This window comes from Streptomyces sp. NPDC006339 (assembly GCF_040612775.1).
Lineage (GTDB): Bacteria > Actinomycetota > Actinomycetes > Streptomycetales > Streptomycetaceae > Streptomyces.
In genome coordinates this window covers 1-21,163 of sequence record NZ_JBEXQW010000014.1, presented here as the reverse complement: position 1 = coordinate 21,163, position 21,163 = coordinate 1, and the positions used below count along the sequence as shown (strand labels likewise).

General features: G+C 73.2%; 18 protein-coding genes. 9 read left to right on the top strand and 9 right to left on the bottom strand.

The annotated features are described in order from the left end of the window. Positions 1–354: 354 nt before the first annotated feature. Positions 355–1,557, top strand: a complete 1,203-nt coding sequence (locus ABZ135_RS13565; protein WP_356695085.1) for an amino acid deaminase/aldolase — start codon at positions 355–357, stop codon at positions 1,555–1,557. 95 nt (positions 1,558–1,652) lie between these two features. Here ABZ135_RS13565 and ABZ135_RS13560 read toward each other — a convergent pair whose 3' ends face one another. The 3 genes from ABZ135_RS13560 to ABZ135_RS13550 are packed head-to-tail and all read right to left on the bottom strand — an operon-like array spanning position 1,653 to position 5,211. After that, positions 1,653–2,450, bottom strand: coding sequence for a 3-oxoacyl-ACP reductase (locus ABZ135_RS13560; protein ID WP_356695327.1), 798 nt, complete (start codon positions 2,448–2,450; stop codon positions 1,653–1,655). Positions 2,451–2,455: 5 nt separating this feature from the next. After that, complete coding sequence (locus ABZ135_RS13555; protein ID WP_356695083.1) at positions 2,456–3,838, bottom strand: aldehyde dehydrogenase family protein; 1,383 nt, start codon at positions 3,836–3,838, stop codon at positions 2,456–2,458. Between the two features lie 8 nt (positions 3,839–3,846). Continuing rightward, positions 3,847–5,211 carry a glutamine synthetase family protein gene (locus tag ABZ135_RS13550; protein ID WP_356695081.1) on the bottom strand — a complete coding sequence of 455 codons (1,365 nt, stop codon included), beginning with the start codon at positions 5,209–5,211 and terminating at the stop codon, positions 3,847–3,849. A gap of 78 nt (positions 5,212–5,289) precedes the next feature. On the opposite strand from ABZ135_RS13550, the gene ABZ135_RS13545 reads away from it, so the two are divergent. The 3 genes from ABZ135_RS13545 to ABZ135_RS13535 all read left to right on the top strand — a co-directional run bounded on the left by ABZ135_RS13545 (position 5,290) and on the right by ABZ135_RS13535 (position 8,302). Then, the gene (locus ABZ135_RS13545; RefSeq protein WP_356695079.1) at positions 5,290–6,018 is read left to right on the top strand and encodes an FCD domain-containing protein; all 729 of its coding nucleotides are present in this window, start codon (positions 5,290–5,292) and stop codon (positions 6,016–6,018) included. Positions 6,019–6,134: 116 nt separating this feature from the next. Continuing rightward, complete coding sequence (eat, locus tag ABZ135_RS13540; RefSeq protein ID WP_356695077.1) at positions 6,135–7,583, top strand: ethanolamine permease; 1,449 nt, start codon at positions 6,135–6,137, stop codon at positions 7,581–7,583. Between the two features lie 26 nt (positions 7,584–7,609). Then, a complete protein-coding gene (locus ABZ135_RS13535; RefSeq protein ID WP_356695075.1) occupies positions 7,610–8,302 on the top strand; it encodes a gamma-glutamyl-gamma-aminobutyrate hydrolase family protein in 693 nt (230 codons plus the stop codon). On the opposite strand, the gene ABZ135_RS13530 is transcribed toward ABZ135_RS13535, so the two are convergent. Then, a complete protein-coding gene (locus ABZ135_RS13530) occupies positions 8,286–9,713 on the bottom strand; it encodes a cytosine permease (RefSeq protein ID WP_356695073.1) in 1,428 nt (475 codons plus the stop codon). The two genes, ABZ135_RS13535 and ABZ135_RS13530, sit on opposite strands and share 17 nt — an antisense overlap. Positions 9,714–9,783: 70 nt before the next feature. Between ABZ135_RS13530 and ABZ135_RS13525 the strand changes: the two genes are divergently transcribed. Both ABZ135_RS13525 and ABZ135_RS13520 read left to right on the top strand, forming a co-directional pair. Continuing rightward, a complete protein-coding gene (locus ABZ135_RS13525) occupies positions 9,784–10,443 on the top strand; it encodes a TetR family transcriptional regulator (protein ID WP_356695071.1) in 660 nt (219 codons plus the stop codon). 29 nt (positions 10,444–10,472) lie between these two features. Further along, positions 10,473–12,104 carry an amidohydrolase gene (locus tag ABZ135_RS13520; protein WP_356695069.1) on the top strand — a complete coding sequence of 544 codons (1,632 nt, stop codon included), beginning with the start codon at positions 10,473–10,475 and terminating at the stop codon, positions 12,102–12,104. Between the two features lie 201 nt (positions 12,105–12,305). Here ABZ135_RS13520 and ABZ135_RS13515 read toward each other — a convergent pair whose 3' ends face one another. Further along, the gene (locus ABZ135_RS13515; protein ID WP_356695067.1) at positions 12,306–13,232 is read right to left on the bottom strand and encodes a LysR family transcriptional regulator; all 927 of its coding nucleotides are present in this window, start codon (positions 13,230–13,232) and stop codon (positions 12,306–12,308) included. A gap of 70 nt (positions 13,233–13,302) precedes the next feature. On the opposite strand from ABZ135_RS13515, the gene ABZ135_RS13510 reads away from it, so the two are divergent. Beyond that, on the top strand, positions 13,303–14,445 hold the full coding sequence (locus ABZ135_RS13510) for a TDT family transporter (protein WP_356695065.1): 1,143 nt from the start codon (positions 13,303–13,305) through the stop codon (positions 14,443–14,445). Here the strand turns inward: ABZ135_RS13510 and ABZ135_RS13505 are convergent. The 4 genes from ABZ135_RS13505 to ABZ135_RS13490 form a co-directional block, all read right to left on the bottom strand. Beyond that, positions 14,396–15,109 (bottom strand): helical backbone metal receptor, encoded by a 714-nt coding sequence (locus tag ABZ135_RS13505; RefSeq protein ID WP_356695063.1) that lies wholly within the window; start codon positions 15,107–15,109, stop codon positions 14,396–14,398. The two genes, ABZ135_RS13510 and ABZ135_RS13505, sit on opposite strands and share 50 nt — an antisense overlap. A 71-nt stretch (positions 15,110–15,180) precedes the next feature. Further along, on the bottom strand, positions 15,181–15,732 hold the full coding sequence (locus ABZ135_RS13500) for a cupin domain-containing protein (RefSeq protein WP_356695061.1): 552 nt from the start codon (positions 15,730–15,732) through the stop codon (positions 15,181–15,183). 142 nt (positions 15,733–15,874) lie between these two features. After that, positions 15,875–17,683 (bottom strand): ABC transporter permease/substrate binding protein, encoded by a 1,809-nt coding sequence (locus ABZ135_RS13495; RefSeq protein ID WP_356695059.1) that lies wholly within the window; start codon positions 17,681–17,683, stop codon positions 15,875–15,877. Between the two features lie 6 nt (positions 17,684–17,689). Next, complete coding sequence (locus ABZ135_RS13490; protein ID WP_356695057.1) at positions 17,690–18,886, bottom strand: betaine/proline/choline family ABC transporter ATP-binding protein; 1,197 nt, start codon at positions 18,884–18,886, stop codon at positions 17,690–17,692. 314 nt (positions 18,887–19,200) lie between these two features. Here ABZ135_RS13490 and ABZ135_RS13485 point away from each other — a divergent pair, with 314 nt between their 5' ends. Together ABZ135_RS13485 and ABZ135_RS13480 are read left to right on the top strand one after the other, a co-directional pair. Next, positions 19,201–20,106: a 5'-3' exonuclease gene (locus ABZ135_RS13485; RefSeq protein ID WP_356695325.1), complete on the top strand. Its 906-nt coding sequence runs from the start codon at positions 19,201–19,203 to the stop codon at positions 20,104–20,106. A 92-nt stretch (positions 20,107–20,198) separates the two neighbouring features. Further along, positions 20,199–21,035 carry a siderophore-interacting protein gene (locus ABZ135_RS13480; RefSeq protein ID WP_356695055.1) on the top strand — a complete coding sequence of 279 codons (837 nt, stop codon included), beginning with the start codon at positions 20,199–20,201 and terminating at the stop codon, positions 21,033–21,035. Positions 21,036–21,163: the final 128 nt, after the last annotated feature.

Below are 21,163 nucleotides of genomic sequence, written 5' to 3'. Positions count from 1 at the left end.
CGGGCGCCACACGGCCCTCGCCCTGGCGGGCACCCGGTTCGGCGCCCACCGGGCGATCCGTCCCCGGAGCCGAAGCCACCGGGCGGCTCGCCGCAGGCGCGGGCGCTGCGGCCGTCGGGTGGGGCGCCGGAGCCGCCGGGCGGCTCGCTCGAGCCGTGGGAGGCTCCGGGGGGAGGAGGGCCTCGGTGATGCGGGACGTGGGGCGTTGCGGCTCGGTGCTCATCGCCGTCCCCCTGGTCGATCTGCGAAACAATGGCCGCCACTCTACGGGCTGTTCCCGGTGGGGCGGGAACTGAGGGGTGCCGCCCGATCAAGGGGCTACCCACGCGTAAACGTCTCTGGCAAGCTCGGGCCATGACTCCCCGTGCCGCCGACCGCGCCCGGTACGACCGGGCCACCGCCCATCTCGACGCGCCCGTCGCGCTCGTCGATCTGGATGCCTTCGACGCCAACGCCGAGGATCTGCTCCGCCGGGCCGGCGGGAAGCCGATCCGGGTCGCGAGCAAGTCGGTGCGGTGCCGGGCGCTCCTGGAGCGGGTGCTGGCGCGGGACGGGTTCGCGGGCGTGATGTCGTTCACGCTGGCCGAGTCGCTGTGGCTGGCCCGGGCCGGGTTCGAGGACGTGCTGCTTGCGTATCCGTCGGCCGACCGGGCCGGGTTCGCGGAGCTCGCGGGGGACGCGAAGCTGGCCGGGGCCGTGACGGTGATGGTCGACGACGTGGCGCAGCTCGATCTGATCGAGGCGTCGCGGGCGGGCGGCGCGGAGGAGATCCGGGTCTGTCTGGAGCTGGACACCTCGCTGCGGCTGCTGGGCGGCCGGGTGCGGATCGGGGCCCTGCGCTCGCCGCTGCGGGAGCCCGCCCAGATGGCCGAGCTGGCGCGGTCGGTCGCGCGCCGGCCCGGTTTCCGGCTGGTGGGGCTGATGGCGTACGAGGGTCATGTGGCGGGTGTCGGGGACGCGGTCGCGGGCCGGCCGCTGCGCTCGCGGGCGATCCGGCTGATGCAGTCGGCGGCGCGCCGGGAGCTGGCGGCGCGCCGGGCGGCGGTGGTCCGGGCGGTGCGGGCGGTCGCGCCGGAGCTGGAGTTCGTCAACGGCGGCGGGACGGGCAGCGTGCAGCACACGGCGGCCGAGGACGCGGTGACGGAGATCGCGGCGGGTTCGGGGCTGTTCGTGCCGCGTCTGTTCGACAACTACACGTCCTTCACGGGCCGCCCGGCGGCCCTGTTCGCGCAGCCGGTGGTGCGCCGCCCCGGCGTGGGTGTGGTGACGGTGCTCGGCGGCGGCTACCCCGCCTCGGGCGCCGCCGGCCGGGACCGGCTCCCGGTCCCGTATCTCCCGGAGGGGCTGCGCTACGACCCGCAGGAGGGCCCGGGCGAGGTGCAGACCCCGCTGATCGGGTCCCCCGCCGACGATCTGCGCATCGGGGACAAGGTGTGGTTCCGGCATGCGAAGGCCGGCGAGCTGTGCGAGCGCTTCGACACCCTGCACCTGGTGGAGGGCGACCGCGTCACGGCCGCCGTGCCGACGTACCGGGGCGAGGGCCGGACCTTCCTCTAGCCCCTCGGCTCGCACGGCAGCCGGGCGCCGCGTGGCGCCCGGCTGCGCGCGGTGGGGGTGTGGGGGTGGGGAGGGGTGGCGGCGTCGGGCGAGGGCTAGAGGGGGGTCACGTACGCGCCGGAGATACCGCCGTCGACGAGGAAGTCGGTGGCGTTGATGAACGAGGAGTCGTCGCTGGCGAGGAAGGCGACCGCGGCGGCGATCTCCTCGGCCTCGGCGAACCGGCCGACGGGGATGTGCACGAGACGGCGCGCGGCCCGCTCGGGGTCCTTGGCGAAGAGCTCCTGGAGCAGCGGGGTGTTGACGGGGCCCGGGCAGAGCGCGTTGACGCGGATGCCCTCGCGGGCGAACTGGACGCCGAGTTCGCGGGACATGGCGAGCACGCCGCCCTTGGAGGCGGTGTAGGAGATCTGGCTGGTGGCGGCGCCCATGATCGCGACGAAGGAGGCGGTGTTGATGATGGAGCCCCGGCCCTGGCGGCGCATGTACGGCAGGGCGGCCTTGCAGCACAGGTAGACCGAGGTGAGGTTGACGTCCTGGACGCGCTTCCAGGCGTCGAGGCCGGTCTCCAGGATGGAGTCGTCGTCGGGGGGCGAGATGCCGGCGTTGTTGAAGGCGATGTCGACGGAGCCGTAGGTGTCGAAGGCGACCTTGAAGAGGTTCTCGACCTCCTCCGGGTCGGTGACGTCGACCTTGACGAAGGTCCCGCCGACCTCTTCGGCGGCGGCCTTGCCGGCCTGTTCGTCGATGTCGCCGCAGACCACGTTCGCGCCTTCGGAGGCGAGGCGGCGGGCGGTGGCGAGGCCGATGCCGCTGCCGGCGCCGGTGATGACGGCGGTGCGGCCGACGAGCCGGCGGCAGATGATCTCTTCGGTGCTCTCGGTGTCGGTCATGGTGCTCATGCCTCCGTGCTGATGAAGACGTTCTTGGTTTCGGTGAAGGCGGTCAGGGCGTCGGGGCCCAGTTCCCGGCCGAGGCCGGACTGGCCGAAGCCGCCGAAGGGGGTCCAGTAGCGGACGCTGGAGTGGGAGTTGACGGAGAGGTTGCCGGCCCGGACGGCGCGGGAGGCGCGCAGGGCGCGGCCGACGTCGCGGGTCCAGATCGAGCCGGACAGGCCGTACGGGGTGGCGTTGGCGAGCCGTACGGCGTCGGCCTCGTCCTCGAAGGGCAGGACGACGGCGACGGGGCCGAAGACCTCCTCGACGGCGCAGGGGGCGTCCTCGGGGAGTCCGGTGAGGAGGGTGGGCGGGAACCAGAAGCCGGGGCCTTCGGGGGCCTTGCCGCGGACGGCGTCGGCGCCGGGGGTGTGCTCGGTGGCGCCGGTGACGTAGGAGCGGACGCGGTCGAGCTGTGCGCGGGAGATGAGGGGGCCCATCTGGGTGCGCTCGTCGAGGGGGTCGCCGACGACGATCTCCTCGACGGCCGGGGTGAGGAGTTCCAGGAAGCGGTCGTACGCGGTGCGCTGGACGAGGATGCGGGTGCGGGCGCAGCAGTCCTGGCCGCTGTTGTCGAGGAAGGCCATGGGGGCGGCGGCGGCCGCGGCCTCCAGGTCGGCGTCGGCGAAGACGATGTTGGGGCTCTTGCCGCCGAGTTCGAGGGTGACCCGCTTCACCTGGCCGGCGGCCTTCGCCATGATCTGCTTGCCGACCCGGGTGGAGCCGGTGAAGACGATCTTGGCGATGCCGGGGTGTTCGACGAGGGCGTTCCCGGCGACCGGGCCCTCGCCGGGGAGGACCTGGAAGAGGCGCTCGGGGAGGCCGGCCTCCAGCGCGAGCTCGGCGAGCCGGAGCGCGGTGAGCGGGGTGGTCTCGGCGGGCTTGAGGATCACGGCGTTGCCGGCGGCGAGGGCGGGGGCGGTGGCCCAGGCGGCGATCGGCATGGGGAAGTTCCAGGGGGCGATGACGCCGACGACCCCGAGGGGTTCGAGGATCGTGATGTCGAGGCCGCCGGGTACGGGGATCTGGCGGCCGTTGAGGCGTTCCACTCCCCCGGCCGCGTAGTCGAGCAGGTCGCGGACGTTCCCGGCCTCCCAGCGGGCGTTGCCGAGGGTGTGGCCGGCCTCGCGGACCTCCAGGAGGGCGAGTTCCTCGAGGTGGGCGTCGACGGTGGCGGCGAAGCGGCGCAGTACGCGGGCCCGGTCGGCGGGGGCGGCGGCGGCCCAGGAGCGCTGGGCCTCGGCCGCCCGGACGACGGCGGTGTCGACGTCGGCCGGGGTGGCGGCGGGGACGGTGGCGACGAGCTCCTCGGTCGCCGGGTTCAGGACGTGCAGTTCGTGCGGCAAGTCGTTCCTCACATGCGTTCGAAGGAGCGGCGCAGTTCCCAGTCGGTGACGGCGGCGTCGAAGGCGTCGAGTTCGACGCGGGCCATGTTGCGGTAGTGGGCGACGACCTCGGGGCCGAAGGCGGCCTTGGCGATCTCGCTGTTCTCCCAGAGCTCGGCGGCCTCGCGCAGGGTGGTGGGCACGTGCTCGTACTCGCCGGTGTAGGCGTTGCCGGTGCAGGCGGGCGGGAGTTCGAGGCCCTGCTCGATGCCGTGGAGGCCGGCGGCGACGAGCCCGGCGACGGCGAGGTAGGGGTTGACGTCGCCGCCGGGGAGTCGGTTCTCGAAGCGGGTGGAGCGGCCGTGGCCGACGATCCGCAGGGCGCAGGTGCGGTTGTCGTGGCCCCAGGCGACGGCGGTGGGGGCGAAGGAGCCGGGCTGGAACCGCTTGTAGGAGTTGATGTTGGGGGCGTAGAGCAGGGAGAAGTCGCGCAGGGCGGCGAGCTGGCCGGCGAGGAAGTGCCGCATGACGTCGGACATGCCGTCGGGCCCGTCCCCCGCCATGACGTTACGGCCGTCGGCGTCCTGGAGGGAGAGGTGGATGTGGCAGGAGTTGCCCTCGCGCTCGTTGTACTTGGCCATGAAGGTGAGCGAGCAGCCCTCCTGGGCGGCGATCTCCTTGGCGCCGGTCTTGTAGACGGCGTGCTGGTCGCAGGTGACGAGGGCCTCGTCGTATTTGAAGGCGATCTCGTGCTGGCCGGGGTTGCACTCGCCCTTGGCTGACTCGACGGTGAGTCCGGCGGCGGTCATCTCGTTGCGGATGCGGCGCAGCAGGGGTTCGATCCGGCCCGTCCCGAGGATCGAGTAGTCGATGTTGTACTGGTTGGCCGGGGTCAGGCCGCGGTAGTCGGCGTCCCACGCCTGCTCGTAGGTGTCCTTGAAGACGATGAACTCGAGCTCGGTGCCGACGTGGGCGGTGAAGCCGTGCTCGGCGAGCCGGTCGAGCTGGCGGCGGAGGATCTGGCGGGGCGCGGCGACGACGGGGCTGCCGTCGCTCCAGGCGAGGTCGGCCATCACCATGGCGGTGGCCTCGTTCCAGGGGACGCGGCGCAGGGTGGAGAGGTCGGGGCGCATGGCGAAGTCGCCGTAGCCGCGGTCCCAGGAGGACATCTCGTAGCCGTCGACGGTGTTCATCTCGGTGTCGACGGCCAGAAGATAGTTGCAGCCCTCGGTGCCGTGGTCGAGGACGTCGCTCAGGAAGAACGGTGCGGCGAACCGCTTGCCCTGGAGGCGTCCCTGCATGTCGGGGAAGGCCAGGACGACGGTGTCGATCTCGCCGCTCGCGACGAGTGAGCGCAGCTCGTCGACGGCGAGCGGGGGTGTGCGGTCTGCCACGGGATTACTCCTCCTTCGGCCTGCCGGGAGCCATAAGGTATTGCGCAGAACCATTGCTTGGGAAGGGGAAACGGCGAGGTGGCCAGGACGAGTGAACCGGCGGACCGGCTGACGCCCGTACTGCGGCCGGTGCGGGCGGGCAACGGTTTCGAGGAGGCCTTGGAGCAGATCCTGCAGGTCGTGCGGCTCGGTCTGGTGCCGGGCGGGGAGCGGCTGCCGGCGGAGCGGGAGCTCGCGGACCGGATGGGGATCAGCCGGGTGACCCTGCGCGAGGTCCTGAAGGTGCTCCAGGAACAGGGTCTGGTGGAGAGCCGGCGCGGCCGGTACGGCGGAACGTTCGTGCTGCGGCGGGAGCGGACCGCCGACGAGGCGGAGCTGCGCCGCCGGATCGCGGCCGTCGACATGGAGGACACGCTGCGCTTCCGGGAGGTCCTGGAGGTGGGCGCGGCCGGGCTGTGCGCGGCGCACGGCCTGGACGAGGCGGGCGCCGAGCGGCTGCGGAAGGCCCTGGCGGCGACCCATGACGCCCCGCTCGGCGACTACCGGCGGCAGGACACGCTGCTGCACCTCACCCTCGCCGAGCTGTCCGGCTCGCCGACGCTGACCGCGCAGTACGCGGCGGTGCGGGCGACGGTCAACGACCTCCTCGACTGCATCCCGCTCCTCGTGCGCAACCTGGAGCACTCGCAGCACCAGCACACGGCGCTGGTGGAGGCGGTGCTCGACGGGGACGCGGACGCGGCGCGCGAGGTGATGCGGGAGCACTGCGCGGGGACGGCGGCGCTGCTGCGCGGCTTCCTGACCTGAGGGGCGCCCCGGCCGCGTAACCGGAACGTAACGCACGGGTCTTGCGCCGCCCGCCCCGACGACGCAAAGGTATGGCACCAATCCATTGGGTTCGTTCCGGGGAGCTGACCGCCGCCATGACGCTGGAAGACACCTCAGGCACCACAGGACACCAGGCCGCGCCCGACGACTATCTTCAGCGCCGCACCCTGCGCCGCGGCAGCGCGGGCTGGCTGCTGCTCACCGGTCTCGGCGTGGCGTACGTCGTCTCCGGCGACTTCTCCGGCTGGAACATCGGCCTGTCCAAGGGAGGCTTCGGCGGTCTCGCCGTCGCCACCGTCCTCATGGGCGCGATGTACGCCTGCCTGGTCTTCTCCCTCGCCGAACTGTCCGCGATCCTGCCCACCGCGGGCGGCGGCTACGGCTTCGCCCGGCGGGCGCTCGGCACCTGGGGCGGCTTCCTCACCGGCACGGCGATCCTCATCGAGTACGTCCTCGCGCCCGCCGCCATCTCCATCTTCATCGGCGACTACGTCGAGTCCCTCGGACTCTTCGGACTGGAGTCGGGCTGGCCCGTCTATCTGGTCTGCTTCGCCCTCTTCATCGGCATCCACCTGTGGGGCGTGGGCGAGGCGCTGCGCTTCAGTCTGATCGTCACGGCCGTCGCGGTGGCCGCGCTGCTGGTCTTCGCGCTCGGTGCGCTGAGCGACTTCCACGTGTCCGGCCTGAACGACATCCCGGCGGACCCGGAGGCGACGGGCTCCAGCTCCTGGCTGCCGTTCGGTCTCCTCGGCATCTGGGCCGCGTTCCCTTTCGGCATGTGGTTCTTCCTGGGCGTCGAGGGCGTGCCGCTGGCCGCCGAGGAGGCCAAGGACCCGGTGCGCTCGATGCCGAGGGCGCTCGCCCTGTCGATGGGCGTCCTCGTGGTCCTCGCGCTGATCACCTTCCTCGCGGCGACCGGGGCCCGCGGCTCGGCCGCCATCCAGGAGGCCGGCAATCCGCTGGTGGTCGCCCTCCAGGGCGACGGGGAGCCGACCGCGCTCAGCCGCTTCGTCAACTACGCGGGCCTCGCGGGCCTGGTCGCCTCCTTCTTCTCCCTGATCTACGCGGGCTCCCGCCAGCTCTTCGCGCTGTCCCGGGCCGGCTACCTCCCCCGTTTCCTCTCCCTCACCAGCCGCCGCAAGTCGCCCTACCTGGGGCTGCTCATCCCCGGCGCCCTGGGCTTCGCGCTCGCCGCGGGGACCGGGGACGGGGCGCGGATGCTGAACATCGCGGTGTTCGGCGCCACCATCTCGTACGCGCTGATGGCGCTCTCCCACATCGTGCTGCGCCGCCGCGAGCCCGGGCTGCCCCGCCCGTACCGCACCCCCGGCGGTGTGGTGACCTCCTCGGTCGCCTTCGTCCTGGCCCTGTCCGCGCTGGTGGCGACCTTCCTGGTCGACAAGGACGCGGCCTTCATCGCCCTCGCCGTGTACGTGGTCGCCCTCGCCTACTTCGCGTTCTACAGTCGCCACCACCTGGTGGCGAAGGCGCCGGAGGAGGAGTTCGCGGCACTCGCCGCGGCCGAGGCGGAACTCGAACGCTGACCGACCCCACGCACCAAGGAGACTCCGTGCCCCGACCGCTGATCGGTGTGACGACCTATCTGGACCAGGCCCGCTGGGGGGTGTGGGACCTGCCGGCCGCGCTCCTGCCCGCCGCGTATCCGCGGCTGATCCAGGAGAGCGGCGGCCTGCCCGCGATGCTGCCGCCGCACGACCCGGCCGCGGCGGCGGAGACGGTCGCCCGTCTGGACGGCCTGGTGGTCGCGGGCGGCGCGGACGTCGAGCCGGTGCGGTACGGGGCCGAGCCCGACCCCCGCACCGGCCCGCCCGCCCGGGCCCGGGACGGCTGGGAACTGGCCCTCATCGACGCGGCCCTGGCCTCCGGCACCCCGCTCCTCGGCATCTGCCGGGGCATGCAGTTGCTCAACGTGGCCCTGGGCGGCACCCTCGTCCAGCACCTGGACGGCCACACGGAGGCGGTCGGCATGATGGGCCGTCACCCGGTCGCACCGGTCCCGGGCACCCGCTACGCCTCGCTGGTCCCGGAGCGGACTTCCGTCCCCACCTACCACCACCAGTGCGTGGACGTCCTCGGCAAGAACCTGATCGCCTCGGCCCACGCGGAGGACGGCACGGTCGAGGCGATCGAACTGCCCTCCCCCACCTGGGCGCTGGGCGTCCAGTGGCACCCGGAGATGGGCGAGGACCTGCGGGTGATGCGGGGCCTGGTCCGGGCGGCCTCGGTCACGCGCGGGGCGTGATCCGGCCCCGCATCAGGAGCCCGTACACCGTCCCCGCGACGATCATGCCCACCGGCAGGGCGAGGTCGACGCCGCCGAGGGCGCGGGCGACCGGTCCGGTGTAGGCGGTGTCGACGCACAGCGCCGCGACACCGCCGCCACCGAGCACGGCGACGGCACCGGCCACGTTGACACCGCCCGCGTACCAGAAGGAGCTTCCCCGGCTCTCGTCCATCAGGGCGCGCCCGTCGTAGCGGTTGTGGCGCAGCAGGATGTCGACCGCGTACACGGTCATGGCCGGCCCGAGCAGGACGACGGTCAACTGGAGCACGTTGCCGACGGTGTCCAGGAAGTTGGAGACGAGCAGGGCGTACAGCGTGAGGGCGACCGCCACCACGCCGTCGACGAGGACGCTGCGCGAGCGGCGGATCCGCAGGCCCACGGCCTGGAGGGCGAGTCCGGCGCTGTAGGCGGTCATGGCGTTGATGGCGATGGTGCCGAGCACGAGGGCGAGCAGGAAGAGGGGGCCGAACCAGCCCGGCAGCATCGATTCCAGGGCGGCCTGGGGGTCGCTCATGTCGACGACGGTGCCGGCGAGGGCCCCGATCGCGCACACCACGACGCTCGGCAGGAAGCCGCCCAGCGCGGTCCATCCCATGACGGCCTTCGCGGAGGAGTTCCTCGGCAGATAGCGGGAGAAGTCCGCGCTGGTGGTGTACGAGAGCGGGCCGGCCGCGATCAGCGTGACGCCGGCGATCAGGGTGGCCCACAGGTCGACGCCGGTCAGCGGCGCGTCCGGGACGTGGCCGAAGTCCGCCCGCAGCAGCACCACATAGGCGACGACGCCGAAGGCGGCCGTCAGGGCGATGGTGAGGGGCAGATAGAGCCGGACGATCAGCCCGTGCCCGTACACGCCGATGGTCAGCGTGACCCCGGCGATCAGCAGCACCACCAGGATCTTGACGCCGGTGTCGACGGCCACCCCGGCCCTCTCCACCAGCGTGAAGGCCGCGCCGGCGGCCGCGGCCAGGTTGAGCGCGAAGTAGCAGACGGAGATGACCCAGCCGGTCACGGCGTTGTTCACGCGGTTGCCGCGCACGCCGTACATGGCCCGGGTGATGACCTCGCTGGGCGCTCCGGCGGCGGGTCCCGAGATCGCGAGGAGGCCGGTGAGCAGCCAGAAGAGGTTGCCCACGACGATCACCACGAGCGCCTGGGCCAGGCTGAGCCCCATCAGGACGAGGGCGCCGCCGATCACGAGGCTGAGGTAGTTGACGTTGGCGGCGGCCCAGACGGAGAAGAGCTCCCGCGGGTGCCCGTGCCGCTCCCGGTCGGGGATGTGGTCGATGCCGTGGGCCTCGATCCGGGTGGCGCGATCGGGGGCGGGAGCCCCGGCGGACCGGGGGCTCGGATCGGGAGACATGGCAGCCATACGGCCCTCCGGGGAGCGTGTCGTGCGCACCTGGTTGCTTATTGGTCGCACACTCAATAGCATCACCGGTATGTCGTCAAGCGTTCAGCGCAAACGCGTGCGGAAGTCCCCCGAGGCCCGCCGTGCGGAGATCGTCGAAGCGGCGGCGGCCGTCGCCCTCACCGAGGGCCTGGAGTGCGTGACCCTGCGCCGGATCGCCGACGAGCTCGCGGTGCGCCCCGGGCTCATCAGCCATTACTTCCCGTCCGCGGAGGACCTGGTGGCCGAGGCGTTCGCCGTCGCCGCCACGGGCGAGCTGGACGCGCTGCTCCCCGCCGACCGGCCCCACGGGACTCCGACGCAGTACCTCGCGCGCTATTTCGCCCTGTCCGCCGGGGACGCCTACGACGACATCAGCCGCCTCTGGATCAACGCCCGCCACCTCAGCCGCTACCGGCCGGTCCTGCGCGACCGGGTCGCCGCGATGGAGCTGGCCTCGGACGAGCGCCTGGAGGGCGTGATCCGGGACGGCGTCGCCCGGGGGGAGTTCCGCACGGAGGACCCCCACACGACCGCGATCATGATCCTGGTCGTCCTGGACGGCCTCGGCGCCCACGCCAACACCGACCGGAGCAACCGCCCGGAGGCGGTGCTGCGGATGGCCGTCACGACCGCGGAACGCGAACTGGCCCTGCCGCCGGGCACCTTGACCCGCGAGGCGTCCGCGCTCCCCGCCGACCTCCCCCACTGACCCTCCCCGCCCCCGTCCTGGAGCCCTCTGTGCGCACCCGTCTCGTCCTGTCCTCCGCCCGGCTGCTCGACCCCGGCACCGGCTCCTTCCTGCCGGAGACCGCGCTCGCCGTGTCCGAGAGCGGACGGATCGCCGCGCTCGGCGCCGACCGGGAGATACGGGCCCTCGCGGACAGCGCCACGGAGGTCGTCGACCTGAAGGGAGCGGTGGTCACCGCGGGCCTGGTGGACGGCCACCTCCACCCGGTCACGGGCGCCGACCTCACCCACGGCCTCGACCTCTCGCGGTGTACCGACCTGGCGGACGTCCGCGACGCGCTGGCCCGGGAGGTCCGCCGGCTCGACCGCGGCGACTGGCTCTTCGCCTGGGGCCTCGACCCGAACGTCTTCGGCGACCAGCCGGTCTCGACGGCCCCCTTCGACACCGTCCTGGCCGGCGTCCCCGCCTTCCTCCTCCTCTTCGACGCCCACTCCGCCCTCGCGAGCCGCCGCGCCCTCGAACTCGCCGGCGTCGACGGGCCGCGCGCCTTCGACCAGGCGTCCGCCGAGGTCGTCTGCGACGAGCACGGCCGGCCGACCGGTCTCCTCCAGGAGGACGCGGCCTGCGAGCTGGTCGAGCGCGTCGCCCCGCAGCCGACCCACGCCGAGCGCCGCGACCGCCTCGCGGCCGCCCTCCGCTCCATGGCGGCGGCGGGCCTGACCGGCGGCCACGTCATGGACGCGAACGGCGCGAGCCTGACCCTCCTCGCCGAACTCGACGCGGCCGGTGAGCTCCCCCTCCGCCTGCGCGTGGCGCCCTGGTGCCAGCCCGGCACGGACGCCGACGGCGTACGCGAACTGATCGCCCTGCAGGGCACGGGCGGCGAGCTCTGGCGCGTGGACGGCGTGAAGCTCTTCATGGACGGCACGATCGACAACGGCACCGCGTGGCTGGAGCGCCCGGACTGCCACGGCGAGTCGACGCACGCGTTCTGGCCCGACCCGGCCGCCTACACCGACATCATCGGCGCGCTGCACCGCGCCGGGGTGCCCACCGCCACTCACGCCATCGGCGACGCCGCCGTACGCCACGCGCTCGACGCCGTACAGAAGGCGCAGGCACAGGCGGCCGGCGCCGTCCGCCACCGGATCGAGCACATCGAAACGGTCCCGGACGACACCCTGCACCGCTTCGCGGACCTGGGTGTGATCGCGTCGATGCAGCCCACCCACTGCTGTGACTTCACCCGCGCCGACCACACCGACAACTGGTCGCGCCGCCTGGGCGAGGAGCGCGCCTCACGGGCGTGGCGCTGCCGCGACCTGTGGGACTCCGGGGCGACCGTGGTCCTGGGCTCGGACTGGCCGATCGCCCCGTTCCCGCCCCTCACGGTCATGGCGGGCGCGCGCCACCGCCGCCCGACCCGCGACCTGAGCCGCCCTCCGCACGCCCCCGAGCAGGCGCTGACGGCGCTGGAGGCCCTGCGCGGCATGACGGTGAACGCGGCCTTCGCCGCGCGCGAGGAGCACGAGGCGGGCCGCATCGCGCTCGGCCACCGCGCCGACCTCACGGTCCTGTCGGACAACCCCCTGACCACCCCGGCGCACGATCTCCCCCAGCTCCCGGTCGTCCTGACCACCGTCAACGGCAAGATGACCTTCCGAAGCCCAGCAGCAACCTGAGCGCACGCCCGCGGACGGGAGCGGGGCCGTGCAGGGGGCCGTGTTCGGGACGTAAAGCGTGATGTGTGGCGCGGAACGAGGGGCTCAACCCCTCCCCGTAGCAGCCCCGCGCCGTAAATCATGCAGTCCCGAACACGGCCCCCGGAACGGCCCCCGCGCACCCACCACCCCGCACCCGCCCCACCTCACCCCCACCCCACCTCACCCCCGCGTCAGCGACAGCAGATCCCGCGCCGGCCCCGTCGGCCGGTGCCCCGCAGGCCATACGGCCCGCAGGTCCCGCCGCAGCAGCACACCGGCCACCGGCACGGCGACGAGGCGCCGCGACCCCAGCTCCTCGGCGACGGCGAGCTCGCTCAGGACGGCGGGCCCCGCCCCGCTGACCGCCGCGGCCTTGACGGCGGTGGTGGAGGCGAGTTCCAGCAGCGGCTGGGCGAGTCCTCCGTGTCCGGCGAGGGCGGCGTCGAGCACCTGCCGTGTGCCGGAGCCGCGTTCCCGCAGCACGAGCGGTGTGCCGGCCAGTTCCGCCGGATCGAGGGCGGCCCGGCGCCGGGCCCAGGGGTGGGAGGGCGCCACGACGACGGCCAGCCGGTCGTGGGCGACGACGGCCCCGTCGAGGCCGTCGGGCACGGCGAGTCCTTCGACGAAGCCGAGGTCGGCCTCGCCGCCGAGGAGCCGCTCGGCGACGGCGGCGGAGTTGCCGGCCATGAGGGAGACGGCGGTGTCGGGCCGTTCGTTGCGCAGGGCGATGAGCCAGCCCGGCAGCAGGTACTCGGCGATGGTCATGGACGCGGCGACCCGCAGCCGCGAGTCGCGCCGCCCCCGCAGTGCCTGGACGCCGGCGTCGAAGGCTTCGGCGGCCTCCACGATCCGCCGCGCCCAGTCGGTCACGAGCGCGCCGGCGTCGGTGAGCCGGGAGCCGCGCGGCGAGCGGTCCACGAGGGCGACGCCGAGTTGCCGTTCCATGGAGCGGATGCGGCTGCTGGCGGCGGGCTGGGTGATGCCGACCTCGCGGGCGGCGCGGCCGAGGCTGCCGTGCCGGGCGACGGCGAGGAGGAGTTCGAGCGCGCCGAGGTCGGGGACGCGGTGGGACAGAAGGTGGACGACGTCGCTCGACTCACTGCTCATAAGATCAGCTTATGTCCTCATAGCCGGAGAGTCCCTGGTAGGGGCGGTACGAGGGCGAAAAGATCGAGCCATGGCAACCCTCGCACCTTCCCGTCCGGCCCCCGTCGCCACCACCCCCGGCGCACGGTGGGCCGCGGTCCGTCACCTCGGCCCCAACTGGTACGCCTCGGTGATGGGCACGGCCATCGTCGCCAACGCGGGGGCGGCCCTGCCGGCCGGTGTGCCCGGCCTGCGGGCGGCCTGCACGGCGGTGTGGGCGCTCTCGCTGGCGATGCTGCTGACGCTGCTCGCCGCCCGTGCCCTGCACTGGACGCACCACCGCGACCAGGCGCGGGCCCATCTGCTGGATCCGGCGATGGCCCCGTTCTACGGGTGTCCGGCCATGGCGCTGCTCGCGGTGGGCGGCGGCACGATGCTCGTCGGCAGGGACTGGATCGGTCTTCCCGCCGCGATCGCCATCGACTCGGTCCTCTTCACCGCGGGTACGGTGATCGGCCTGGCGGCCGCGGTGGCCGTGCCGTATCTGATGGTGGTGCACCACCGGATCGAGGGTGCGTCTCCGGTGTGGCTGCTTCCGGTGGTGGCCCCGATGGTGTCGGCGGCCCTCGGCCCGCTGCTGCTGCCCCATCTCCCCGCCGGCCAGGCGCGGCAGACGTTCCTGTTCGCCTGCTACGGGATGTTCGGCATCAGTCTGCTGGCGACGCTGGTGATGCTGCCTCTGGTGTTCGGACGGCTCGTGACCGCCGGTCCTCTCCCCCTCGCCCTCACCCCCACGCTGTTCCTGGTCCTCGGCCCGCTGGGCCAGTCGACGACGGCGGCGAACAACTTCGCCGACGCCGCGCTCGGCGGGGCGCTGCCCGGGCTCGGGTCGTCCGCGCCCGCCTTCTCGGCCTTCGCCGTCCTCTACGGTGTCCCCGTCATGGGCTTCGCGCTGCTGTGGCTGGTTCTCGCCGGGGCGCTGGTGTTGCGGGCCCGCCGCCGGGGCATGGGCTTCGCGATGACGTTCTGGGCGTTCACGTTCCCGGTGGGGACCTGTGTGACGGGCGCGGAGGGCCTGGCCCTGCACACCGGTCTGGCCGCGTTCCGGTGGCTGGCGATCGGGCTCTACGTGGTCCTCGTCGCGGCGTGGCTGGTGGCGAGTGCCCACACGGTGCGCGGGCTGTTCAGCGGCGCGCTGCTCGCAGGGCCGCGGCCAGTGACCGCGGGGCGGTGACGAGGGAGGGCCCGTACCAGGTGAGGTGGCGCCCGTCGACGAGCGCGGTGGCGGTCGCGGGGAATGCCTCGGGGCCGTCGTCGGGTGTGAAGCGGTAGGGCTCGTCGGGCAGTACGACGAGGTCGGGCGCGGCGGCGTTCAGGTCGTCGAGGGGCACGCGCGGGTAGCGCTCGGGGTGGTCGCCGTAGAGGTTGCGGACGCCGAGCCGGGCGAGCAGGTCCCCGGCGAAGGTGTCGCGCCCGAGGACCATCCAGGGCCGGCGCCAGATCGGTACGACGGCGGTGCGGGGCGGCTCGTACGGCTCCACGGCGGCCCAGGCGGCCTCGGCCTCGTCGAGCCAGCGCGGCCGGTTCGGGACCCCGCAGGCGTCGAGGACCCGCCCGAGTTCGGCGAGGGCCTGGTCCAGGCCGCGGATCTCGGTGACGAGGACGTGGAGCCCGGCGGCGCGCAGGGCGGCGAGGTCCGGTTCCCGGTTCTCCTCCTCGTGGGCGAGGACGAGGTCGGGCCGGAGCGCGGCGACGGCGGTGACGTCGGGGTTCTTGGTGCCTCCGATACGCACGGCGCCGCCGAGGTCGGCGGGGTGGGTGCACCAGTCGGTGACGCCGACGAGGGCGCCGGGCGCGGAGACGGCGACGGCCTCGGTCAGCGAGGGCACCAGGGACACGACCCTGAGGCTCCGGCGGGGGCTCGGTCGGAGGTTGGGGCGGGGGCTGGGGCGAGGGTTCGGGCGGGGGTTCACGCCTCCGCGGCCTCGATGTGGTCGCCGACGGAGACGAAGACGAGCCGGGTGCCGGCGGCGGTGGCGCGCCAGCGGTGACGGACCCCGCCGGAGAGGTAGAGGGTGTCGCCGCGTTCGAGGCGGTAGGCGCGGCCTTCGGCCTCGACCTCGGCGGCGCCGTCGGCGACGTACAGCAGCTCGTCGTTGCGGTGGAGGAATTCGCGGCCGGCGTCCTGTTCGCCGGTGAACTCCAGGGCCTGGAGCTGGTGCCGGCCGCGGACCAGCGGCCGTACGCCGGGGGGCATGTCCCACAGCTCCTCGTCGGACCGTACGACGTCGACGGTGCGGGCGGCCTCGGCGGCGGCGAGCAGTTCGGCGGCGGTGGTCTCCAGGGCCGCGGCGACGAGCTGGAGGGAGCGGTCGCTGGGGCGGGCCCGCTCGTTCTCGACCTGGCTGAGGAAGGGCACGGACAGGCCGCTGCGCTGGGCGACGACGGCCAGGGTGAGCTGGAGCGCCCGGCGGCGCCTCTTGACGGCCGCGCCCACGCGCAGCGACTCCTTGTCGTCCATGTCGGCCCCCTCCCTCGTGCCTCGGTGTACCGGTCGGTTACCTGCACCTTACGCAGCTTTGGGGCGGGGTTTCGCGTCGTGGCGAAAAGGTGTGGCCGCCGAACACGTTCGGCGACCACACCTTTCCGTAGCGCATCCGGATCTACTGCGGGGCGAGCCGCTCCGCGATGCCCGGGTTCCGGTCGAGCCAGGTGCGGACGCCTTCCTGCTCCTTGCCCTTGCCGGTCTCCTGGATGACGGCCTCCAGGCCGGTGAGCTCCTTCTCGCTGAGCTTGAACTTCTTCAGCCAGGCGCCGACCTCGGGGTTGTCCTGGGTGAAGCCCTTGCGGGCGAGGGTGTGGACGCCGTCGCCCTTGCCCCAGCTTCCCTCGGGGTCCTCGAGCTTCTTGAGGTCGTAGGTGGAGTAGGCCCAGTGCGGCGACCAGAGGGTCGTGACGATCGGCTCCTTCTTGTCGTACGCACGCTTGAGTTCGGCCAGCATGCCGGGGGTGGAGCCGTCGACGACCCGGTACTCGCCCTCCAGGCCGTAGTCCTTCAGCACCTTGTCCTTGAGGATGCCCATCATTCCGGCGCTCGGCTCGATGCCGACGATGCGGCCCTTGAACGTCCCGGCCTTGCCCTTGAGGTCGGCGAGGGTGTTCACGTCCTTCATGTACGCGGGGACGGTGAGCTCCAGGGAGGTGGGGCCGTACCAGGAGCCGAGGTCTTCGAGCTTGTCGCGGTACTTGTCCCAGTACTGGGCGTGGGTGACGGGCAGCCAGGCGTCGGTCTGGAAGTCGATCTGGCCGCCGGCGAGGCCGGTGTAGAGGGCGCCGGCCTCGAGCTGCTTGGTGTCGACCTCGTAGCCGCGGCGTTCCAGAAGTTCCTTCCAGAGGAAGGTGGAGGCGATGCCCTCGTCCCACGGGATGTAGCCGAGGCTGATCTTCTTGCCGTGGCCGGTGTTCGTGCCGGACGCGGTGGTGGAGGAGGATCCGGTGCCGCCGAGGAAGCCCATGCCACCGGCGACGAGCGCGAGGACGACGACGCCGACGAGGGCGGTGACGGGCTGCGGGCGGTGGCTCCAGATCTTCGCGCCGGTGCGGGCGGCGTTCGCGGCGCGGGCCTTGGCGGCGGCGCGGCGGCCGAGCGGGGAGACCTGGCGGCCGAGGGCTCCGGTCATCCGGTCGAGGTACATGGCGAGGATGACGATGGAGATGCCGGCCTCGAAGCCGAGGCCGATGTCGACGTTGCCGATGGCGCGGTAGACGGCGCCGCCGAGTCCGCCGCCGCCGACCATGCCGGCGATGACGACCATGGACAGGCCGAGCATGATCACCTGGTTGACGCCGGCCATGATCGTGGGCAGGGCGAGCGGCAACTGGACGCGCAGCAGGGTGTTGCGCGGGGTGGTGCCGAAGGCTTCGGCGGCCTCGACGAGTTCGCCGTCGACCTGACGGATGCCGAGTTCGGTCATGCGGACGCCGGGCGGCAGGGCGAAGACGATGGTGGCGATGATGCCGGGGACGACGCCGACGCCGAAGAAGATGATGCCGGGGATGAGGTAGACCATCGCCGGCATGGTCTGCATGAAGTCGAGGACGGGGCGCAGGACGGCGCTGACGGTCTTGGAGCGGGCCGCCCAGATGCCGAGGGGGACGGCGATCACGAGGGTGACGAGGGTGGCGACGAGGACGAGCGACAGGGTCGCCATGGCGTCGTCCCACAGCTCGATGGAGTCGACGAGGGCGAAGCCCGCGAAGGCGAGGACACCGGCGGTGAGGCCGCGCAGCCACCAGGCGACGACGGCGAGCATGCCGGCGAAGAGCAGCGGCTGGGGGGCGGACAGGACGGCGTCGATGCCGTCGTACAGGCCGGTGACGACGGCGGTGACGGCGTCGAAGAGCCAGGAGAACTGGGCCTGGAGCCAGTCGACGGTGCTGTCGACCCACTGGCCGAGGGGAAGCCTAGACATCGGTGGTCACCTCCTTCGTGCCGGGGCGGGGATCGTCGTCGGGCCCGGCCGTGGCCTGGGCGGGGATGCGAGCACCGTCGGGGCGGGTGCCGTCGGCGCGGGGGCGTCGGCACGGGGGCCGGGGTGGACGTCGGCGCCCCGGGTGCCGGGGTGGACGTCGGCGTCGAGGCCGCCCATGACGCCGAGGAGGCGGTCCTGGGCGACGACGCCGAGGAGCTCGCCGTCGGCGTTCTCGACGGGGACGGGGTGCAGGGAGCGCGCGGAGACGGTGCACAGCTCGGTGAGCGGGGTCTCCGGGGCGACGGGCCGGCAGCCGCAGCCGGGCGGGCAGTCGTCGGGGGCGACGGTGCCGTCGGTCATGACGGCGGCGGCGGTGAGCACCCGCGTGCGGTCGACGTCCTGGATGAAGGAGGCGACGTAGTCGTTGGCGGGGCGGACGAGGATGTCCTCGGCGGTGCCGAGCTGCACGATCCGGCCGTCGCGCATGACGGCGATGCGGTCGCCGAGGCGCATGGCCTCGTTGAGGTCGTGGGTGATGAAGACGATGGTCTTCTTCAGCTTCCGCTGGAGGACGAGCAGTTGGTCCTGCATGTCGCGGCGGATCAGCGGGTCGAGGGCGCTGAACGACTCGTCCATGAGGAGCAGGTCGGCGTCGGTGGCGAGGGCGCGGGCGAGGCCCACGCGCTGCTGCATGCCGCCGGACAGCTCGTCCGGCCAGGACTTCTCCCAGCCGGCGAGGCCGCACAGCTCCAGGGCCTCGGTGGCGCGCCGTTCGCGTTCGGCGCGCGGCACGCCCTGGACCTCGAGGCCGTAGGCGGCGTTCTCGAGGACGCTGCGGTGCGGGAAGAGCGCGAAGTGCTGGAAGACCATGCTGATCTTCTTGGACCGGACCTCGCGCAGCTCGCGGGGGGAGAGCGCGGTGAGGTCGCGGCCGTCGTGGAGGACGCGGCCCGCGGTGGGGGTGAGGAGGCCGTTGAGCATGCGCAGGAGGGTCGACTTGCCGGAGCCGGACAGGCCCATGACGACGAAGATCTGGCCGGGTTCGACGACGAAGGACGCGTCGATCACGGCCGCCGTGGTCCCCTCGGCGCGCAGGGCGTCGCGGTCGGCTGCGGTCTCGTCGGTGGCAGCGAGTTTGCGGACGGCCTCGTCGGGTCGCCTGCCGAACACCTTGTACAGGTGGTCGGCCTGGAGCCTGGACACATACACCTCACGGGTAGCGAACGAAAACGGCCCTCCCCCGAGGACGTCGTCCTGGTGGGGTCCCCAACCCCGCGGTCGGGCCGTGGAGCGGGGCGGGATCGGCCCGCGGCGCCCGTCGCGTACGGGGATTCTCGTTCGGCTCGAATCGTTGAATCCCGTACCGGGTCCACTCCGGGCTCGCGCCTGCCCTGGCGTGTACGGGGGAAACGCGAAGGTGACCGGTGTCACGCGGGGTGATCCGGGGTGGCGGGTGTCCTCGGCGGAGCCGGGTTGTCGGTGGGGTGCGGCATGATCGGGGTGTGACGCGACGCCTGATGCTCCTCGACACCGCCAGCCTCTACTTCCGCGCGTACTTCGGCGTGCCGGACTCGGTCCGGGCGCCGGACGGGACGCCCGTGAACGCCGTGCGCGGTCTCCTCGACTTCATCGGCCGGCTGGTCCAGGACCACCGCCCGGACGATCTGGTGGCGTGCTGGGACGACGACTGGCGTCCGCAGTGGCGGGTGGACCTCATCCCCTCGTACAAGGCGCACCGCGTGGCCGTGGAGACGCCGTCCGGCCCGGACGTGGAGGAGGTCCCGGACACCCTGTCGCCGCAGGTGCCGGTGATCGTCGAGGTGCTCGAGGCGCTGGGCATCGCCCGGGTCGGCGCGGCCGGTTTCGAGGCGGACGACGTGATCGGCACGCTGACCGAGCGGGCCGAGGGGCCGGTGGACATCGTCACGGGCGACCGCGACCTGTTCCAGCTCGTGGACGACGAGCGCGGGGTGCGGGTGCTGTATCCGCGCAAGGGCGTCGGCGACTGCGATCTGGTGGACGCCGAGCTGATCCGTACGAAGTACGGGGTCCGGCCGGACCAGTACGCGGACATGGCGGCGCTGCGCGGCGACACGAGCGACGGGCTGCCGGGCGTCAAGGGCATCGGCGAGAAGACGGCGGCGCAGCTCATCACGGAGTACGGGGACCTGGCGGGCGTCCGGGCGGCGGCGGTCGACCGGAGGTCGAGGCTGACCCCGGCGAAGCGGCGGGGCATCGTGGAGGCGGCGGCGTATCTGGACGTGGCCCCCGCGGTGGTCCGGGTGGCGCGGGACGTGCCGCTGCCGGAGTTCTCGGCCGCCCTGCCGAAGGCACCCCGGGACCCGGCGGCCCTGTCGGCGCTGGTGGAGCGGTGGGGGCTCGGCGGGGCGGTGGGCCGGCTGCTGCCGGTCCTGGAACGCTGAGGCGCCGGGCGGTGGCGGGTATGTCTGGGCGCGCCCGTTCCGGAGTGGTAACTTAGGCAAACCTAAGTACTCACCCGGAACGGGAGACCGTCGTGGCAGAAGCGCCCGCACGCAAGGCACCGAGGGCCCACGAGGCCCAGGTGGTGCGCACGGAGCGGATCACCCCGCACATGGTGCGCCTCGTGCTCGGCGGCCCGGGACTGCACGCCTTCGAGGTCGGCGAGTTCACGGACCACTATGTGAAGCTGCTGTTCGCGCCGGAGGGCGTGAGCTACCCGGAGCCGTTCGACATGGAGCGGATCCGCGCGGAGTTCCCGCGCGACCAGTGGCCGACGACCCGGACGTACACGGTACGGGCCTGGGACCCGGTCCACCGCGAGCTGACCGTGGACTTCGTGGTCCACGGCGACGAGGGCCTGGCCGGCCCGTGGGCGGCGCGGGCGCAGCCGGGCGACACGATGCGCCTCCTGGGCCCCGGCGGCGGCTACGCCCCGGACGAGGCCGCCGACTGGCACCTCCTGGTCGGCGACGAGAGCGCGCTGCCGGCCATCGCGGTCGCCCTGGAGCGGCTGCCGGAGGGTGCCCTCGTGCACGCCTTCCTGGAGGTCGCGGACGCCTCCGAGGAGCAGAAGTTCGCCACCGCGGCGGGCGTCGACGTCACCTGGCTGCACCGGGGCTCCCGCCCGACGGGCGAGGCGCTGATCGAGGCCGTCCGCGCCCTGGACTTCCCCGCCGGCGACGTCCACGCCTTCGTCCACGGCGAGGCCGGCTTCGTGAAGGACCTCCGCCGCCATCTGCGCCTCGACCGCCAGGTCCCGCGCGAGCGGCTGTCCATCTCGGGCTACTGGCGCCTCGGCAAGACGGACGAGGCGTGGCGCGCCATCAAGCGCGAGTGGAACGAGCAGGTGGAACGCGAGCAGGAGCACTGACCCGCGCGCCAAGCGGGACAACGCCCGAGGGGGCGGGAGCCGTCGGCTCCCGCGGTTTCGCACCTTTCCGCTGCCCCGGTCGGGTGAGCGGGACGCGCCGGGTCGACGCGACACGGACGCGCTTCAGT

Coding starts and splice junctions, on each gene's coding strand:
- ABZ135_RS13565 (WP_356695085.1), top strand. CDS start 355: ATGACTCCCCGTGCCGCCGACCGCGCCCGGTACGACCGGGCCACCGCC.
- ABZ135_RS13560 (WP_356695327.1), bottom strand. CDS start 2,450: ATGACCGACACCGAGAGCACCGAAGAGATCATCTGCCGCCGGCTCGTC.
- eat (WP_356695077.1), top strand. CDS start 6,135: ATGACGCTGGAAGACACCTCAGGCACCACAGGACACCAGGCCGCGCCC.
- ABZ135_RS13530 (WP_356695073.1), bottom strand. CDS start 9,713: ATGGCTGCCATGTCTCCCGATCCGAGCCCCCGGTCCGCCGGGGCTCCC.
- ABZ135_RS13525 (WP_356695071.1), top strand. CDS start 9,784: ATGTCGTCAAGCGTTCAGCGCAAACGCGTGCGGAAGTCCCCCGAGGCC.
- ABZ135_RS13515 (WP_356695067.1), bottom strand. CDS start 13,232: ATGAGCAGTGAGTCGAGCGACGTCGTCCACCTTCTGTCCCACCGCGTC.
- ABZ135_RS13510 (WP_356695065.1), top strand. CDS start 13,303: ATGGCAACCCTCGCACCTTCCCGTCCGGCCCCCGTCGCCACCACCCCC.
- ABZ135_RS13500 (WP_356695061.1), bottom strand. CDS start 15,732: ATGGACGACAAGGAGTCGCTGCGCGTGGGCGCGGCCGTCAAGAGGCGC.
- ABZ135_RS13495 (WP_356695059.1), bottom strand. CDS start 17,683: ATGTCTAGGCTTCCCCTCGGCCAGTGGGTCGACAGCACCGTCGACTGG.
- ABZ135_RS13485 (WP_356695325.1), top strand. CDS start 19,201: ATGCTCCTCGACACCGCCAGCCTCTACTTCCGCGCGTACTTCGGCGTG.